Genomic DNA, 15,637 nt, shown 5'->3' on the forward strand with positions numbered 1-15,637 from the left:
TCAACTTCGCAGTCTACTACTAAATAGGTGCTGGTTAACCGGCCTTCATCCAAAATGACTGGACCCCGATGGTCCGGTCAGAAATTTCGTTCGAACCACGACTTCATGCGCCCGAAGAACTGCTTCACACTGCGGGTGTCGCGCGCCTGAAGCCCCCGCCGGCGCTGGGCAGCACCTTCCATAACCAGACCCATTGCCGTCGAGTAGCGTGGCTGGCAGACCACATCCGCCAAGCCGCCGTCGTACTGCGGCGAACCGACCCTTGCCGGCATGTGGAAAACCTCCTCGGCCAGCTCGACCATGCCACGCATGACCGCCGAGCCACCGGTCAGCACGATGCCCGACGACAGCAACTCCTCGTAGCCGCTGCGGCGCAACTCCGCCTGCACGAGCTCGAACAGTTCGGACACGCGCGGCTCGATGACGTCGGCCAGCGCCTGGCGCGACAGCTTGCGCGGCGGGCGGTCGCCGACCCCGGGCACCTCGATCATTTCCTCGGCGTCGGCGAGCTGGTGCATGGCGACGCCGTGGCGCATCTTGATTTCTTCCGCCTCTGAGGTCGGGGTGCGCAAGGCCATCGCGATGTCGTTGGTGATCTGGTCGCCGGCGACCGGAATGACCGCAGTGTGGCGGATGGCCCCCTGGGTGAACACCGCGATATCGGTCGTACCGCCGCCGATATCGACCATGCACACGCCAAGCTCCTTCTCGTCTTCGGTGAGCACGGCATGGCTCGAGGCGAGCGGCTGCAGGCTGAGGTCCATGACCTCGAGGCCGCAGCGACGCACGCACTTGATGACGTTCTGCGCCGCCGACACCGCACCGGTGACGATATGCACCTTGACCTCCAGGCGCACGCCGCTCATGCCGATCGGCTCGCGCACCCCACCCTGGCCATCGATGATGAACTCCTGGGTGAGGATGTGCAGGATCTGCTGCTCGGCCGGAATCGGCATCGCACGCGCGACCTCGATCACCCGGTCGACATCCATGGGCGAGACTTCCTTCTCCTTGATCGCGACCGTGCCGCTGGAGTTGAAGCTCTTGATGTGACTGCCTGCGATGCCGGTATAGACCTCGTGGATCTTGCAGTCGGCCATCACCTCGACCTCCTGTACGACGCGCGAGATGGCGTCGACCGTGGCCTCGATGTTGACCACCACGCCGCGCTTGAGGCCGCTGGTCGGCTGGGTGCCGAGTCCGATCACGTTGAGACGGCCATCGGGCTTGACCTCGGCCACCATGCAGGTGACCTTGGCGGTGCCAATGTCGAGGCCGACGATCAGTTCCTTGTATTCCTTGCTCATTGCCTGCCTTTCCTGCCGCTGGGCGCCGCGGGCTGCAACAGCACCGAGGCGTCCGCCGGCGTCAGCGCGAACCCGCCCGGATAGCGCAGATCCGCGACCTTGATTTCGATATCGATATCCTGCTGCACGCCAGGCCACACTGCGATGAAGCGCTGCAGGCGGTCGACGAGCGGTGCCTTGTCCTGTTCGCGGCCGAGCACGATGGTGAGGCCGCTGTCCAGATGAAGCTGCCACGCCTCGCGCGCCGACAGCGCCAGCCCCACGAGGCGCACGCCGAGCGGCTGCAGCATCGCCGAAAACTCGGCGTGGCGCGCGAGCAGCCGGGTGGACGAACCCTGCGGGCCATCGAACTGCGGCATGTCTGCGTTGCTGGCAGCGACGAAGACCTCGCCCTGGCGGTTGACCAGGCGCGCATCGCCGCTCTCGGACACCGTCCAGTAGGCCACCGCTTCGTGCTCCTCGAGGCGCAACTCGAGCGCATCGGGCCAGCGCCGGCGCACATCAGCCTTGCGCACCCAGGGCAGCTTCTCGAAGGTGGCACGCACCTCGTCCAGATTGACGGTGAAGAAGTTGCCCTGCACGGCGAGCCGCGCGGCGTATTCGAGCTGGGCTTCGGTCACCTGCGCAGGCGGCGTCACCACCACAAGCTCGCGCAACGGGAACAATGGCCGCGACAGGAACCAGGCAACGAGCGCCCAGCCCAGCGCGACCGCAGCACCGAGCGTGATCAGGTCGGACACCAGGTTGAGCAGCGCAGGGCGATGCCAAAGGCCACGCTCGACCGGCGCGCGCGCCCGCGCACCCGCAGCGGCCTGACGGCCAGAGCGGATCGACGCAGGGCGGGCGCGTACTTCAGCCAAGGCGAGCCCCTTCCAGAAGGGTGAGACACAGGGTGGTGAAGTCCATGCCTGCCACGCGTGCAGACATCGGCACCAGAGAGTGGCCGGTCATGCCCGGCGAGGTGTTCATCTCGAGCAGATAGGGGCGGCCGTCATCGGTGAGGATGAGATCGGCACGCCCCCAGCCGCGGCAGCCGAGAACGCGTGCGGACTTCATCACCATCGCCTGCAACTCGGACTCTTGCGCGGCGGGCAGGCCGCTCGGGCAGTCGTAGCGGGTGTCGTCGGTGAAGTACTTGTGCTGATAGTCATAGTTGCCGTCGGGGGCGACGATGCGCACCAGCGGCAAGGCCTGATCCTCGAGGAAGGGGGCGGTGAGCTCGGCGCCGGCGATGAACTCCTCGGCGATCACCATGCGGTCGAAGCGCGCGGCCAGCTCCCAGGCCGCGCGCAACTGTCCGGCTTCCACGACCTTGGTTGCCCCCATGCTCGAGCCTTCGTGCACCGGCTTGACGAAGATCGGCAGGCCCAGCTCGGCCACTACCGCCTCCCAGTCGGTGTCCGCCTCGAGAATGGCGTAACGTGGCGTGGGCAGGCCAGCAGACAGCCACACCATCTTGGTGCGCCACTTGTCCATCGACAGCGCGGAGGCCATCACGCCGCTGCCGGTGTAGGGGATGCCCATCAGCTCGAGGGCGCCCTGCACCGTGCCGTCCTCGCCGCCACGACCATGCAGGGCGATGAAGACGCGGTCGAAGCCCTCTTCCTTGAGGATGTGGAGGTCGCGCTCGGCAGGATCGAAGCCGTGGGCATCCACGCCGGCCTGCTGCAACGCGGCAAGCACCGCCCGCCCCGACATCAGGGAGACTTCACGCTCGGCCGAAGAGCCGCCGAACAAAACCGCAACCTTGCCGAATGCCGTACTCACGAAACGTCCTCGATGCGGGCGAGCTTGCCCGGCACACCGCCGATGCTGCCCGCGCCCATGGTGATCACCACGTCGCCATCGCGCGCGGCGGAAAGAACCATCCTCGGCATGTCGCCGATGTCCTCCACGAACACCGGCTCAACCTTGCCAGCAACCCTGATCGCACGCGCAAGCGCACGCCCGTCGGCAGCCACGATCGGCGATTCGCCCGCGGCATAGACCTCGGCAAGCAACAGACCATCGACCGTCGACAACACCTTGACGAAGTCTTCGAAGCAGTCCCGGGTACGCGTAAAGCGGTGCGGCTGGAAAGCCAATACCAGGCGGCGGCCGGGGAAGGCGCCACGGGCCGCGGCAATGGTCGCCGCCATCTCCACCGGGTGGTGGCCATAGTCGTCGATCAGGGTGAAGCTGCCGGCCTCGTCACCGTCGGCGTCGAGCAGCGCGACCTCGCCGTAGCGCTGGAAGCGGCGGCCAACGCCGTTGAACTCGGCAAGCGCCTTGACGATGGCAGCGTCGGGCACCTGCACTTCAGTCGCCACCGCGATCGCAGCCAGCGCATTGAGCACGTTGTGCATGCCGGGCAGATTGAGCTCGATCGACAGCCGTGTCGTCGTGCCGTTGACCCGCACGCAGTCGAACAGCATGCGACCACCGTCGGCGCGCACGTTCTCGGCGCGGATGTTGGCGCTCTCCGACAAGCCGTAGCGCACGATCTGCTTGGACACGCGCGGGATGATCTCGCGCACGTTGGGGTCGTCCTCGCAGAGCACGGCCACACCATAGAAGGGCAGGCGCTGGAGGAAATCGACGAAGGCTTGCTTGACGCGGCCGAAATCGTGACCGTAGGTCTCCATGTGGTCGGCATCGATGTTGGTGACGACCGAGATGACCGGGTTGAGCAGCAGGAAGGAGGCGTCCGACTCGTCGGCCTCGGCAACCAGGTAGTCGCCGCTGCCGAGGCGGGCATTGGCACCCGCGGCATTGAGGCGGCCGCCGATGACGAAGGTCGGATCGATGCCGCCCTCGGCGAGGATACTGGCGACCAGCGAGGTGGTGGTGGTCTTGCCGTGGGTGCCGGCGATGGCGATGCCGTGCTTGAAGCGCATCAGCTCGGCAAGCATCTGCGCGCGCGGCACGACCGGAACGTGGCGCTCGCGCGCGGCGACCACCTCGGGGTTGTCGGCCTTGACGGCTGTCGACACCACCACCACGTCGGCGCCGGCGACATTGGCAGCGTCGTGCCCTCGCACCACACTGGCGCCCATCTTCTGCAGCCGGCGGGTCGCAGCGTTGTCACCCAGGTCCGAACCGCTGACGTTGAAGCCCTGGTTGACCAGTACCTCGGCGATGCCGCTCATGCCGGCGCCGCCGATGCCGACGAAATGAATGTTCCTGACCTTGTGCTTCATGCGTTTACTCCAGCGGCGGTTTTCGAGCTGGCGAGCGCAGCGCAGACTGCGGCCACTTCATCCGCCGCCTGTGGCCGTGCAAGCGCGCGCGCGCACTCGGCCATTGCCTGCAAGCGGGAGCGGTCGAGGCTCGACAGGATGCCCGCCAGACGCTCGGGGGTGAGCTCGGCCTGCGGCAGCAGATAAGCGGCGCCGTGCTCGGCAAGGAAGCGCGCATTGCCGGTCTGGTGGTCGTCCACCGCATGCGGGTAAGGCACGAGCAGGCTGGCAACGCCGACCGCCGCCAGCTCGGCAACGGTGAGCGCGCCGGCCCGACAGATGACGAGGTCGGCGTCGGCGTAGGCCGCCGCCATGTCGTCGATGAAGGGACGCAACTCGCCTTCGAGCTGCAGGGTGGCGTAGGTCTGGCGCAACCCGTCGATCTGTTTCTCGCCCGCCTGGTGCAGCACCTGCGGACGCTGCTCGGGCGGAAGGCGCAGCAGGGCCTGTGGCAGAGCCTCGTTGAGCGCGGCAGCGCCCAGGCTGCCGCCGACCACGAGCAGGCGCAACGGCCCGCTGCGGCCGCCATAACGCTCGGCGGGCGGCGCTACTGCAGCAATGTCGGCACGCACAGGGTTGCCCAGCCAACGCGCCTTGGGCAGCACATCGGGGAAGCCGCTCAGCACCCGGTCGGCCACGCGCGCGAGCACGCGGTTGGCAAGGCCGGCCACCGAGTTCTGCTCGTGCAGCACCAGCGGGCGGCCAAGCAGGGCCGCCATCATGCCGCCGGGGAAGGTGATATAGCCGCCCATGCCAAGCACCACGTCGGGGCGGCTGCGGCGCAGCGCGCGCAGCGCCTGCCAGAACCCGGACAGCAGGTTCAGTGGCAGCAACAGCTTGCGCACCAGGCCCTTGCCGCGCAGCGCACCAAAGCGCACCCACGCCGTATCGTAGCCGCGCTGCGGCACGATACGCGCCTCCATGCCGTCCGGGTTACCCATCCACACGATGCGCCAGCCCCGTGCGCGCAGCACTTCGGCCACCGCGATGCCAGGGAAGATGTGGCCGCCGGTGCCACCGGCCATGACCATCAGGGTCTTCATGGCGTCGCCCCCCGCTTGAGCTGACGCACCTCCCAGTCGATTCGCAGCAGGATGCCGAGCGCAATGCAGTTGGCGACGATGCCCGAGCCACCAAAGCTCATCAGCGGCAGGGTCAGCCCCTTGGTCGGCAGCAGCCCCATGTTGACGCCCATGTTGATGAAGGACTGCACACCGATCCACAGGCCAATGCCCTGCGCAACCAGGCCGGAGAAGTAGCGCTCAAGCCTGATCGCCTCGCGGCCAATCAGGAAGGCGCGCTGCACGATGATCGCGAACAGCACCACCACGGTGAGCACGCCGACGAAGCCGAGCTCCTCGGCAATCACCGCGAGCAGGAAGTCGGTGTGCGCCTCGGGCAGGTAGAACAGCTTCTCCACGCTACCGCCAAGGCCCACGCCGAACCACTCGCCGCGGCCGAAGGCGATCAGCGAATGCGAGAGCTGGTAGCCCTTGCCGAAGGCGTCCTGCCAGGGGTCCATGAAGCCGAAGATGCGGTCGCGACGGTAGGGCGAGGTCCAGATCAGGATGACGAAGCCGATCAGCGCCAGCACCGCGAGCAGGCCGAACACGCGCACGTTGAGGCCGCCCAGGAAGAGCACGCCGAAAGCGATGGTGGTGATGACCACGAAGGCGCCGAAGTCGGGCTCGCGCAGTAGCAGGAAGCCGACGAACAGGATCACCACCAGCATGGGCAGGAAGCCCTTGATGAAGCTGCCCATGACGTCGAGCTTGCGCACGGTGTAGTCGGCCGCGTAGAGCGCGGCAAAGATCTTCATCAGTTCGGAAGGCTGCAGGTTCACCGGCCCGAGCGACAGCCAGCGCTGGGCCCCGTTGACCTCCCGGCCCACGCCCGGGATCAGCACCACGATCAGCAGCACCACGCCGGCGACGAAGAGCGCCGGCGCCAGTTGCTGCCAGCGCGCCATCGGCAGCTGGAAGGACACCAGCCCCAGGCCAATGCCGATGGCCAGGAAGACGGCATGGCGCATCAGGAAGTAATGCGACTGGTAGCCGGTGAAACGGCTGCCCTCGGCGAACGCGATCGAGGCCGAGTACACCATGACCAGACCGAGCAGCAGCAGCGCGACTGCAGACCAGATCAGCAGCAGGTCGAGCTCGCGCGCCGGCGCCCCGCCTTTGGCGAGCCGTTGCACGGCGCGCTGGGCCGGATCGGGTTTCTGCTCGGCTGGGTGCAACAGGCCACCGAAGACATTGGCCAGCTTCATCGCGGCGTCACCTTCGCAAGGCGGTGCACCGCGGCCACAAAAACCTCGGCACGGTGCGCATAGTTGCGGAACATGTCCAGACTGGCGCAGGCCGGCGACAGCAGCACGGCGTCGCCAGGCTGCGCCAGCCTGTCCGCACGCTGCACTGCAGCGTCGAGATCGGCGGCATGCTCGAGCACCACGCCGCAACCCGCCACTGCCTGTTCGATGCGGCGCGCATCACGGCCAATCAGCAGCACGGCGCGCGCCTTGCGCGCCAGTGCGGGCGCCAGCGGGGCAAAATCCTGGCCCTTGCCGTCGCCACCGGCAATCAGCACGACCGGGCAATCCATGCCCTCGAGCGCGGCGACGGTCGCACCCACGTTGGTGCCCTTGGAATCATCGTAGTAGCGCACACCGTCGGCGCGCTCGGCAACCAGCTCTAAGCGATGCGGCAGGCCGCGGAAGGCGATCAGGCCACCGATCAGACGTTGCGGCTCGATCCCCAGCCCGGCCTCGCACAAGGCGAGCGCGGCAAGCGCGTTGGCGGCATTGTGGCGGCCGGCCAGCGGCAGGTCGGCAAGTGCGATCAGACGCTGCGGCCCACGCATCAGCCAGGGCCGGCCATCGATATCGGCAATACCGTAGTCGCCATCGCCCTGCGGCGCCGAGGCACCAAAACGGATCGCCCTGCGCCCGGTCAGGGCCATCGCGCGCACGCGTGCATCATCGCGGTTGAGCACCTGCACGCCATCGCCCTGGAAAATTGCGGCCTTGGTCGCGGCATAGGCCTCGAGGTCGGCATAGCGGTCAAGATGGTCGTCGGTGACGTTGAGCACAGTCGCCGCCTGCGGATTGAGCGCGTGCATGGTCTCGATCTGGAAGCTCGAGAGCTCCAGCACCCAGCAGGCGGGCAGGCTTGCACCCACCTCCAGCCGCTCCATCAGGACGTCGAGCGCAGCTGGGCTGATGTTGCCCGCCGCCACGGCATCAATGCCCACCGACCTCGCGAGCGCGGCGGCCAGTGCGGTGGTCGTGGTCTTGCCATTGGTGCCGGTGATGGCGAGGATGCGGGTCTGCTCGCGCACGTCAAGCTCGTCAAGCGCCTGCGCCAGCAGATCCATCTCGCCGGTGATCGGCAGGCCGCGCCGGTACGCTTCGGCGGCGAGACCGACGCGCGGATCCAGCCCCGGACTGAGCGCGACCAGCTCGATGCCGTCGAGCACTGCAGGATCGGCCGCCGCGCGGTCACCGCTGCGGATATCGGCCAGCGGCGCATCCTCGCGCAGCGCGTCCAGCCCCGGCGGCGCCGAGCGGCTGTCGACCACGCGCAGGTGCGCGCCACGCAGGGCGCACCAGCGTGCCATCGCCAGGCCCGATTCACCCAGGCCGATCACCAGCACACGTTTTCCGGTCAGGGCGCTCATCTCAGCTTCAGGGTGGACAGGCCGAACAGCACCAGCATGATGGTGATGATCCAGAACCGCACGACGACCTGGGTCTCCTTCCAGCCGCCGAGCTCGAAGTGATGGTGCAACGGCGCCATGCGAAAGATGCGCTTGCCGCCGGTGGCCTTGAAGTAGAACACCTGCAGCATCACCGACAGGGTCTCGGCGACGAACAGGCCGCCCATGATGAAGAGCACGATTTCCTGACGCACGATGACGGCGATGGTGCCGAGCGCGGCACCGAGCGCCAGCGCACCGACGTCGCCCATGAAGACCTCGGCCGGGTAGGCGTTGAACCACAGGAAGCCAAGACCGGCGCCGCAGATTGCACCGCAGAACACGGCCAGCTCGCCGGCACCGGCGATATAGGGCACACCCAGGTAATTGGAGAAGCCGACGTGGCCGGCGACGTAGGCGAAGATTGCGAGGGCACCGGCCACCATCACCGTAGGCATGATCGCCAGGCCATCCAGGCCGTCGGTAAGGTTCACCGCATGGCTGGTGCCGTTGATGACGAAATAGGTCAGCGCGATGAAACCGACGATACCCAGCGGATAGGCGACGGCCTTGAAGAACGGCACGATGAGCTCGGTCTCGGCCGGCGTCGTCGCGGTAAGCCCCAGATAGACCGCAGCGGCGAGTGCAATCAGCGATGTCCACAGGTACTTCCACCGGCTGGCCAGGCCCTTGGGGTCGCGGTGGACGACCTTGCGCCAGTCATCCACCCAGCCCACCGCGCCGAATCCGAGCGTAACGAGCAGGGTCACCCACATGTAGTCGTTCTTGAGGTCGCCCCAGAGCAGGATGGTGATGCCGATCGAGATCAGGATCAGCGCACCACCCATGGTCGGCGTTCCCGCCTTGGTGAGGTGCGAGCGTGGGCCGTCGTCGCGTACGGCCTGGCCGATCTTCTTCGCCGCGAGCCAGCGGATCACTCCCGGGCCGGCAACGAGCGAGATGGCGAGCGCGGTGAGCGCGGCCAGCACGGTACGCAGCGTGATATAGCCGAAGACGTTGAAGCCACGAATGTCCTGGCCGAGCCAGAGTGCAAGTTCCAACAGCATGTCAGGAGCCGGTTTCCTTTGAAGGGGCGGAATTGTGCATTGCGGCAAGCGCGTCCGCCACCCTTTCCATACGCATGAACCGCGAGCCTTTCACCAGCACCACCGAGTCCGCATCCAGCCGCGCCACGAGCGCTCTCACGAGCGCTTCGGGCGAGCCGAAGTGATGGCCGCCATCGCCGAAGTTGCGCACCGCCACGGCGCTCATGTCGCCGAGCGCGAACAGGCCATCGATACCCTTGCTCTTCGCGTAGCCACCGATCTCGTCATGAACCTGTGCGCTGCTGTCGCCCACCTCGCCCATGTCGCCGAGTACCAGCCAGGTGTGGCCGGGGGTCGCGGCGAGCACGTCGATCCCCGCCCGCACCGAATCGGGATTGGCGTTGTAGGAGTCGTCGAGGATCAGCGCCCCCTTCGGCCCCGGGCGACGCTGCAGGCGCCCCTTGGTGCCGGAGAACCCACCCAGCCCCTCGACCACCGCCTCGAGCGCCACACCCGCAGCGAGGCAGGCAGCCGCCGCGCATACGGCGTTGCGTGCGTTGTGCAGACCCGGCACCTGCAGGGCGAACTCGACCTGCCCCTGCGGGGTGTCGAGCTCGAGCCGCGAGCCGAGGCCGCGCAGGGTACACCGGCCGCGCACGTCGGCCGCCTGGTCGACACCGAATGTCACAATCGCACGATCGGCATTGAGACCGCGCCAATAATCGGCATGCGCGTCGTCGGCATTGATGATCGCGGTACCGGCGGCCCCCAGACCTTGGTAGATGCAACCCTTCTCGCGTGCCACCTCGTCGACCGAGCCCATGCCCTCCAGATGCGCACGCTGGGCGTTGTTGACAATGGCCACCGTGGGCAGCGCGAGGCCGCTCAGGTAGGCAATCTCGCCGGGCTTGTTCATGCCCATCTCGACCACGGCTGCACGGTGGTAGTCGCGCAGCTCGAGCAGCGTCAGCGGCAAACCGATGTCATTGTTCAGGTTACCGCGGTTGGCGAGCACCACCTCCTCGCCGAATCCCTCCCGCTGCGCCTGGGCGCGCAGGATTGCGGCACACATCTCCTTCACCGTGGTCTTGCCGTTGCTGCCGGTGACGCCGATGAGAGGCAGCGCAAAGCGCGCACGCCAGGCGGCTGCCAGCGTACCCAGCGCGTACCGCGTGTCGTCCACGACGATCAGCGGCAAGGTCTCCCCAGCCGAGCCCGCCGCCTCGTGCGCCGCGGCCCAGCGGGCATCGACCATCGCAGCAACTGCACCGGCAGCCCCCGCCAAAGTCACGAAATCGTGGCCATCGAAGTGCTCACCGCGCAACGCGACAAAAAGCTGGCCTGGAACGACGGCGCGACTATCGGTGCCGACACGTTCGAAACGGGCCGCGCCAACGACACGGGCACCATGTACGGAAAGCGCGCGCAGCGCATCATGCAGGGTCATCATCGAGCAACTCCGCGCGCATGCCACCCCTGCAGGGCCAGGCGCGCCTGTTCAAGATCCGAGAATGGAATACGCTCACCGAGCACCTCCTGGTAGGGCTCGTGGCCCTTGCCAGCGATGAGGACAACGTCGTCAACTCCAGCCTCGGCGATCGCACGCGCGATCGCCTGCGCGCGATCCACGATGCGCTCGGCGCCCGGCCCGGCCCCCTCGGCAACAGCATCCATGATGCGTACCGGATCCTCGGAGCGCGGATTGTCACTGGTAACGACGACCCGGTCGGCAAGAGCGCGGGCCACCTCGCCCATCATCGGCCGCTTGCCCGGATCGCGGTCACCACCGCAACCGAACACGCACACCAGACGCCCCTTGCGGGTGTGCACCGTGGTGCGCAAGGCCTCGAGCACCTTGGCGAGGGCATCGGGAGAGTGAGCGTAGTCGATGACCACAAGCGGCTCGCACACACCGCCCACCAGCTGCATGCGCCCGGACGGCGGCGTCAGCCGTGACAGGACGGGGGGCAGCGCCTCGAAATCGATCCCCCGGGCGAGCAAGGCCGCAGCCACGGCAACCAGGTTCGAGACGTTGAACGGGGCGACCATGCGCACATTGACGTCGGCGCTGCGCCCTTCCCAGGCGAGGTTGAAGCGCAACCCCGCCGGCGCCGCCTGCAGACGATCGGCAAGCAGGACGCGCACGCCTGGCACCGCCTCCGTGTTCGCCGGATAGAGCGTGCACGCAATCACATCCCTGCCCTCGGCGACCAGGCGGCGCGCGAGCGCAAGTCCGAAGCTGTCGTCGATGTTGACGATGGCGGTGCGAAGCTCCGGCCTTGAGAACAGGCGGGATTTGGCTTCGCCGTAGGCCTCCATGCTGCCGTGGTAGTCGAGATGGTCGCGGCTGAGATTGGTGAAGATTGCGACATCGAAGCGGGCGCCATTGACGCGCCCCTGGTCGAGGCCGATCGACGACACTTCCATGGCCGTCTCGGCCGCACCAGCGGCGGCGAAGCGGGCGAACCAGCGCTGCAGTTCGAGCGCATCGGGCGTGGTGTTGAGCCCTTCCTCGAGCTCACCGGGAAAGCCGCAGCCCAGGGTGCCGACGATGCCGCAACGACTGCCGAGCTCTTCGAAGGCGCGGGCAAGCATCTGGGTTACCGTCGTCTTGCCATTGGTGCCGGTCACTCCGCACAACCACAAACGCTCCGACGGCCGACCGTGGATCTCGTGCGCAAGGTGGCCCGCCATCTCGCGCAAGCCCTCGACAGCCAGCCCAGGCACAGTCAGGTCGCCCGGCCGGAAGCCGTCCGCCGACTCCCAGAGCAGCGCCGAAGCCCCATGCGCAACAGCATCGCCGAGATAACGACGACCGTCTGTGCGCACGCCGGGCCAGGCGGCAAACACGCACCCCGGTCCGGCCTTGCGCGAATCGGCGCTGATGTCCCGAGCCTCGACGCCAAGCGCGCGCAGGCGTTCGAGCACAGCGAGAGCCTTGTCTGCGCTCACATGTTCTCCCGCGGATCTGCACCACGCGTTGCCGCCTCCTCGGCACCACGCCGGGCAAGCTGCAGCGGTGTCAATGGAATGTCGGGCGCCACGCCGAGGGTGCGCAGCGCCCCCTCGGTGACGCGCGAGAACAGCGGTGCGGCTACTGCACCGCCAAAATACTGGCCGGCCGTCGGCTCATCGACCATCACGGCAACCACGACGCGCGGATTGGAAGCGGGCGCAAAACCCACGAAGGACGAGATGTACTTCTTCGCGTAGCGTCCGTTCTCGAGCTTGTGGGCAGTCCCGGTCTTGCCGGCCACGGTGTAGCCCGCAACCTGGGCACGCGGTGCAGTGCCACCCGGGCCCGCAGCATGCTCGAGCATGGTTCGCATCTCACGCGCCGTACTTGCGGAGAACACGCGACGCCCCGAGCTGGGCTGACCATCGACGCGCGTGAGCGACAGGGGTACGAGTTCGCCGTCGCGGGCGAAGACAAGATAGGCACGCGCCATCTGGATCAAGCTTACCGAGATGCCGTGACCATAGGACATGGTGGCCTGCTCGATCGGGCGCCAGCTCTTGGCAGGCCGCAGGCGGCCGGAAGCCTCCCCTGGAAAGCCGAGGTTGAGCGCCGTACCGAAGCCGAGCTGATCAAACAGATGCCACATCTCGTCGGCGCTGAACTGCTGCGCCAGCTTGACCGTACCGATGTTCGAGGACTTCTGGATGACTTCGGAGACGGTCATGACACCACGGCGCTTGACATCGGAGATGGTCGCAGTGCCAATGGTCATGCGCCCATTGCCGGTATCGATAAGGGTATCGGCCTTCGCCTTCCCGCGCTCGATCGCCAGCGCAGCGATGAAAGGCTTCATCACCGAACCAGGCTCGAAGGTGTCGGTAAACACACGATTGCGCAGTTGCGCGCCACTCAGATTGGCGCGGTTGTTGGGGTTGAAGGTCGGCGCATTGGCAAGCGCCAGCACCTCGCCGGTACGCGCATCCAGAACGACGACAGCGCCAGCGAGCGCCTTGTGCTCGTGCATCGTGTCGCGCAGTGCAGCCCAGGCGTGATACTGGATCTTGCCGTCGATGGACAAGGCGACGTCCGCACCGTCGCGCGGCGGGCGGATGGCCTCGACATCCTCGACGATCTGGCCGCGGCGGTCCTTGATCACACGCCTCGCCCCGGACATGCCGGCAAGCTGCTTCTCGAAGGCGAGCTCAATGCCCTCCTGGCCCTTGTCCTCGATATTAGTGAAACCGAGGATGTGGGACATCACCTCGCCGCCCGGGTAGTAACGGCGATACTCCTGCTGCTGATGGATGCCCGGCAGGCGCAACTCGGCAACCTGCTTGGCCACCTCGGGCGGCAACTGGCGCTTGAGATAGACAAAGTCGCGACTGGCCGCGAGACGGCGATTGAGCTCGTTGGCATCCATCTCGAGCAGGCGGGCAAGCTCACGCGCCTGCGCCGGCTCCAGCTGAGCGTCGGACGGCAGCGCCCAGACCGATCGCACCGGCGTACTGATCGCGAGGATGTCGCCATGGCGGTCGGTGATACGACCGCGAGTGGCCGGCACCTCGAGCGTACGCGCATAGCGCGACTCGCCCTTGGCCTGCAGGAAGTCGTTGTTGATGCCCTGCAGATAGAGCGCGCGCCCCGCCAGCGCCAGCGAGCAGCCCATCAACGCCAGCATGACCACGCGTGGCCGCCATGCAGGCAGGTCGCGCTTGAGCAAGGGATTGTGATTGAAGGTCACGGGGCGAGGATTCTTCATGATTTCGGCTCCACCACCAGCATCTGACCCGGCGCCGGATGGCGCATGCCAAGCCGTTCGCGAGCCATGCGCTCGATCCGGCCATGTGTTGCCCAAGTACTCTGCTCGAGTTGCAACTGCCCCCACTCCACCGCAAGCGCCTGAGCTCGCGCCTGCTCACGCTCGTACTGGGTGTGAAGCTTGCGTGCCTGGTGCTGGGCAGCCACCACGCCAAGCGCACTCGCAACCACCAGGGCAACCAGAACGGCGTCGGCGCGGATCATGCGACCTCCCGCGCGCGTTCGGCCACGCGCATCACCGCACTGCGCGCACGCGGATTGACCGCAAGCTCGGCCTCGCCTGGCCGTACAGCCTTGCCCACCAACAGCAAGCGCGGCGGCGGCAGGTCGGCCGCACGCAGCGGCAAGCGGCGCGGCAGCACAGGCGGACGCGATTCGTCACGCATGAAGCGCTTGACGATGCGGTCCTCGAGCGAATGAAAGCTGATCACCACCAGCCTGCCGGCCGGCGCCAGCCGCGCCACGCAGGCCGGCAGCACGCGACTCAGCTCCTCGAGCTCCTGATTGATGAAAATCCGAAGAGCCTGGAAGGTGCGTGTCGCAGGGTGCTGCCCCGGCTCGCGCGTACGGACCGCTTTTTCCACGAGCGCGGCAAGTTGTCCAGTGGTTGCGACAGCCCCCCCTGCCCGAGCAGTTGCAATCGCCTTTGCAATCGCATGAGCAAACCGTTCTTCTCCATATTCCCTGATGACCTCCGTGATCTCGCCGACGGAGGCATCCGCCAGCCATTCCGCCACGGTCTGGCCGTGGCTGGTATCCATGCGCATGTCGAGCGGCGCATCGAAACGAAAACTCATACCGCGCGATGCGTCGTCGAGCTGGGGCGAGGACACCCCGATGTCGAGCAGGACGCCATCAACCGTCTCGACGCCCAGCTCTGCAAGCTGCTCATCGAGCGCACTGAAGGCGGAGTGCACGAGCGTCAGACGCGGATCCTTAAGGGCACGACCTGCCTCGATCGCCGCGGGGTCGCGATCGAAGGCGATCAGACGCCCGCGCTCGCCAAGGCGCGCGAGTATCGCCCGACTGTGTCCGCCACGACCGAAGGTGCCGTCGACATAGACGCCATCTGCACGGATCGCGAGCGCGTCGACTGCCTCGTCGAGCAGGACGCTTACATGGGCGGCGGCGTTCACAGTGCGAGGCTCTCGAAGCCGGCAGGCAGATCTGCGGTCGCCATCTCGAACATGGCCTGCTGCTGACGCTCCCAGCCTTCGTCGGACCAGAGCTCGAAATGCGAACCCTGGCCAACCAGCCAGACCTGCTTGTCGAGCTTGGCGAACTTGCGCAGCGAAGCGGCAACCAGCACGCGACCTGCGCTGTCGAGCGCTTCCTCCTGGGCGAAACCGACCAGGAGCCGCTTGAGCATCGCAGCCTTCGGATCGAGGCTGGGCTGGGCGAGCACCTGATCGCGAATCGGCACCCAGGCGGGCACGGGATAGACAAGCAGGCAGCCATGGGGGTGCGCAGTCAGCACGACCTGCCCGTCCTGGACGGCCAGGGCGTCACGATGCCGCGAGGGAATCGCGAGGCGACCCTTGGCATCGAGATTGAGCGCTGCGGCTCCCTGGAACATCGTCCCCCCTGACGGCACCG

The 15,637-nt window shown here is 67.0% G+C and carries 14 protein-coding genes; all 14 read right to left on the reverse strand.

Annotation, left to right across the window (positions count from 1 at the left end):
• Window positions 1-77: 77 nt before the first annotated feature.
• From ftsA to mraZ, 14 genes are read right to left on the reverse strand one after another with little or no spacing between them, the layout of a single operon-like run.
• Entirely contained in the window at window positions 78-1,307 is a 1,230-nt protein-coding gene (gene ftsA, locus C662_RS07775; RefSeq protein WP_002926930.1) for a cell division protein FtsA, read from the reverse strand.
• Window positions 1,304-2,167 (reverse strand): cell division protein FtsQ/DivIB, encoded by an 864-nt coding sequence (locus C662_RS07780; protein WP_002926932.1) that lies wholly within the window; start codon window positions 2,165-2,167, stop codon window positions 1,304-1,306. Before C662_RS07780 ends, ftsA begins: the two co-directional genes overlap by 4 nt.
• Entirely contained in the window at window positions 2,160-3,074 is a 915-nt protein-coding gene (locus C662_RS07785) for a D-alanine--D-alanine ligase (RefSeq protein ID WP_002926935.1), read from the reverse strand. Before C662_RS07785 ends, C662_RS07780 begins: the two co-directional genes overlap by 8 nt.
• Window positions 3,071-4,486 (reverse strand): UDP-N-acetylmuramate--L-alanine ligase, encoded by a 1,416-nt coding sequence (murC, locus tag C662_RS07790; RefSeq protein ID WP_002926938.1) that lies wholly within the window; start codon window positions 4,484-4,486, stop codon window positions 3,071-3,073. Before murC ends, C662_RS07785 begins: the two co-directional genes overlap by 4 nt.
• Window positions 4,483-5,568 carry an undecaprenyldiphospho-muramoylpentapeptide beta-N-acetylglucosaminyltransferase gene (gene murG / locus C662_RS07795; RefSeq protein ID WP_002926943.1) on the reverse strand — a complete coding sequence of 362 codons (1,086 nt, stop codon included), beginning with the start codon at window positions 5,566-5,568 and terminating at the stop codon, window positions 4,483-4,485. The genes murC and murG overlap by 4 nt, the downstream gene beginning before the upstream one ends.
• Complete coding sequence (ftsW, locus tag C662_RS07800) at window positions 5,565-6,794, reverse strand: putative lipid II flippase FtsW (RefSeq protein ID WP_002926945.1); 1,230 nt, start codon at window positions 6,792-6,794, stop codon at window positions 5,565-5,567. The genes murG and ftsW overlap by 4 nt, the downstream gene beginning before the upstream one ends.
• Window positions 6,791-8,200, reverse strand: a complete 1,410-nt coding sequence (gene murD / locus C662_RS07805; RefSeq protein ID WP_002926947.1) for a UDP-N-acetylmuramoyl-L-alanine--D-glutamate ligase — start codon at window positions 8,198-8,200, stop codon at window positions 6,791-6,793. Before murD ends, ftsW begins: the two co-directional genes overlap by 4 nt.
• Window positions 8,197-9,285, reverse strand: coding sequence for a phospho-N-acetylmuramoyl-pentapeptide-transferase (gene mraY, locus C662_RS07810; RefSeq protein ID WP_002926949.1), 1,089 nt, complete (start codon window positions 9,283-9,285; stop codon window positions 8,197-8,199). Before mraY ends, murD begins: the two co-directional genes overlap by 4 nt.
• Before the next feature lies 1 nt (window position 9,286).
• Entirely contained in the window at window positions 9,287-10,714 is a 1,428-nt protein-coding gene (locus tag C662_RS07815) for a UDP-N-acetylmuramoyl-tripeptide--D-alanyl-D-alanine ligase (RefSeq protein WP_002926951.1), read from the reverse strand.
• Complete coding sequence (locus tag C662_RS07820) at window positions 10,711-12,216, reverse strand: UDP-N-acetylmuramoyl-L-alanyl-D-glutamate--2,6-diaminopimelate ligase (protein ID WP_002926952.1); 1,506 nt, start codon at window positions 12,214-12,216, stop codon at window positions 10,711-10,713. Before C662_RS07820 ends, C662_RS07815 begins: the two co-directional genes overlap by 4 nt.
• The gene (locus C662_RS07825; protein WP_002926953.1) at window positions 12,213-13,982 is read right to left on the reverse strand and encodes a peptidoglycan D,D-transpeptidase FtsI family protein; all 1,770 of its coding nucleotides are present in this window, start codon (window positions 13,980-13,982) and stop codon (window positions 12,213-12,215) included. Before C662_RS07825 ends, C662_RS07820 begins: the two co-directional genes overlap by 4 nt.
• Window positions 13,979-14,245 carry a cell division protein FtsL gene (ftsL, locus tag C662_RS07830; protein ID WP_002926955.1) on the reverse strand — a complete coding sequence of 89 codons (267 nt, stop codon included), beginning with the start codon at window positions 14,243-14,245 and terminating at the stop codon, window positions 13,979-13,981. The genes C662_RS07825 and ftsL overlap by 4 nt, the downstream gene beginning before the upstream one ends.
• Window positions 14,242-15,177, reverse strand: a complete 936-nt coding sequence (gene rsmH / locus C662_RS07835; protein ID WP_002926957.1) for a 16S rRNA (cytosine(1402)-N(4))-methyltransferase RsmH — start codon at window positions 15,175-15,177, stop codon at window positions 14,242-14,244. Before rsmH ends, ftsL begins: the two co-directional genes overlap by 4 nt.
• Window positions 15,174-15,617, reverse strand: a complete 444-nt coding sequence (gene mraZ, locus C662_RS07840) for a division/cell wall cluster transcriptional repressor MraZ (RefSeq protein WP_002926958.1) — start codon at window positions 15,615-15,617, stop codon at window positions 15,174-15,176. The genes rsmH and mraZ overlap by 4 nt, the downstream gene beginning before the upstream one ends.
• Between the last annotated feature and the right edge of the window lie 20 nt (window positions 15,618-15,637).

Origin of the sequence: Thauera sp. 28 (assembly GCF_000310145.2) — a bacterium.
Taxonomy (GTDB): domain Bacteria; phylum Pseudomonadota; class Gammaproteobacteria; order Burkholderiales; family Rhodocyclaceae; genus Thauera; species Thauera mechernichensis.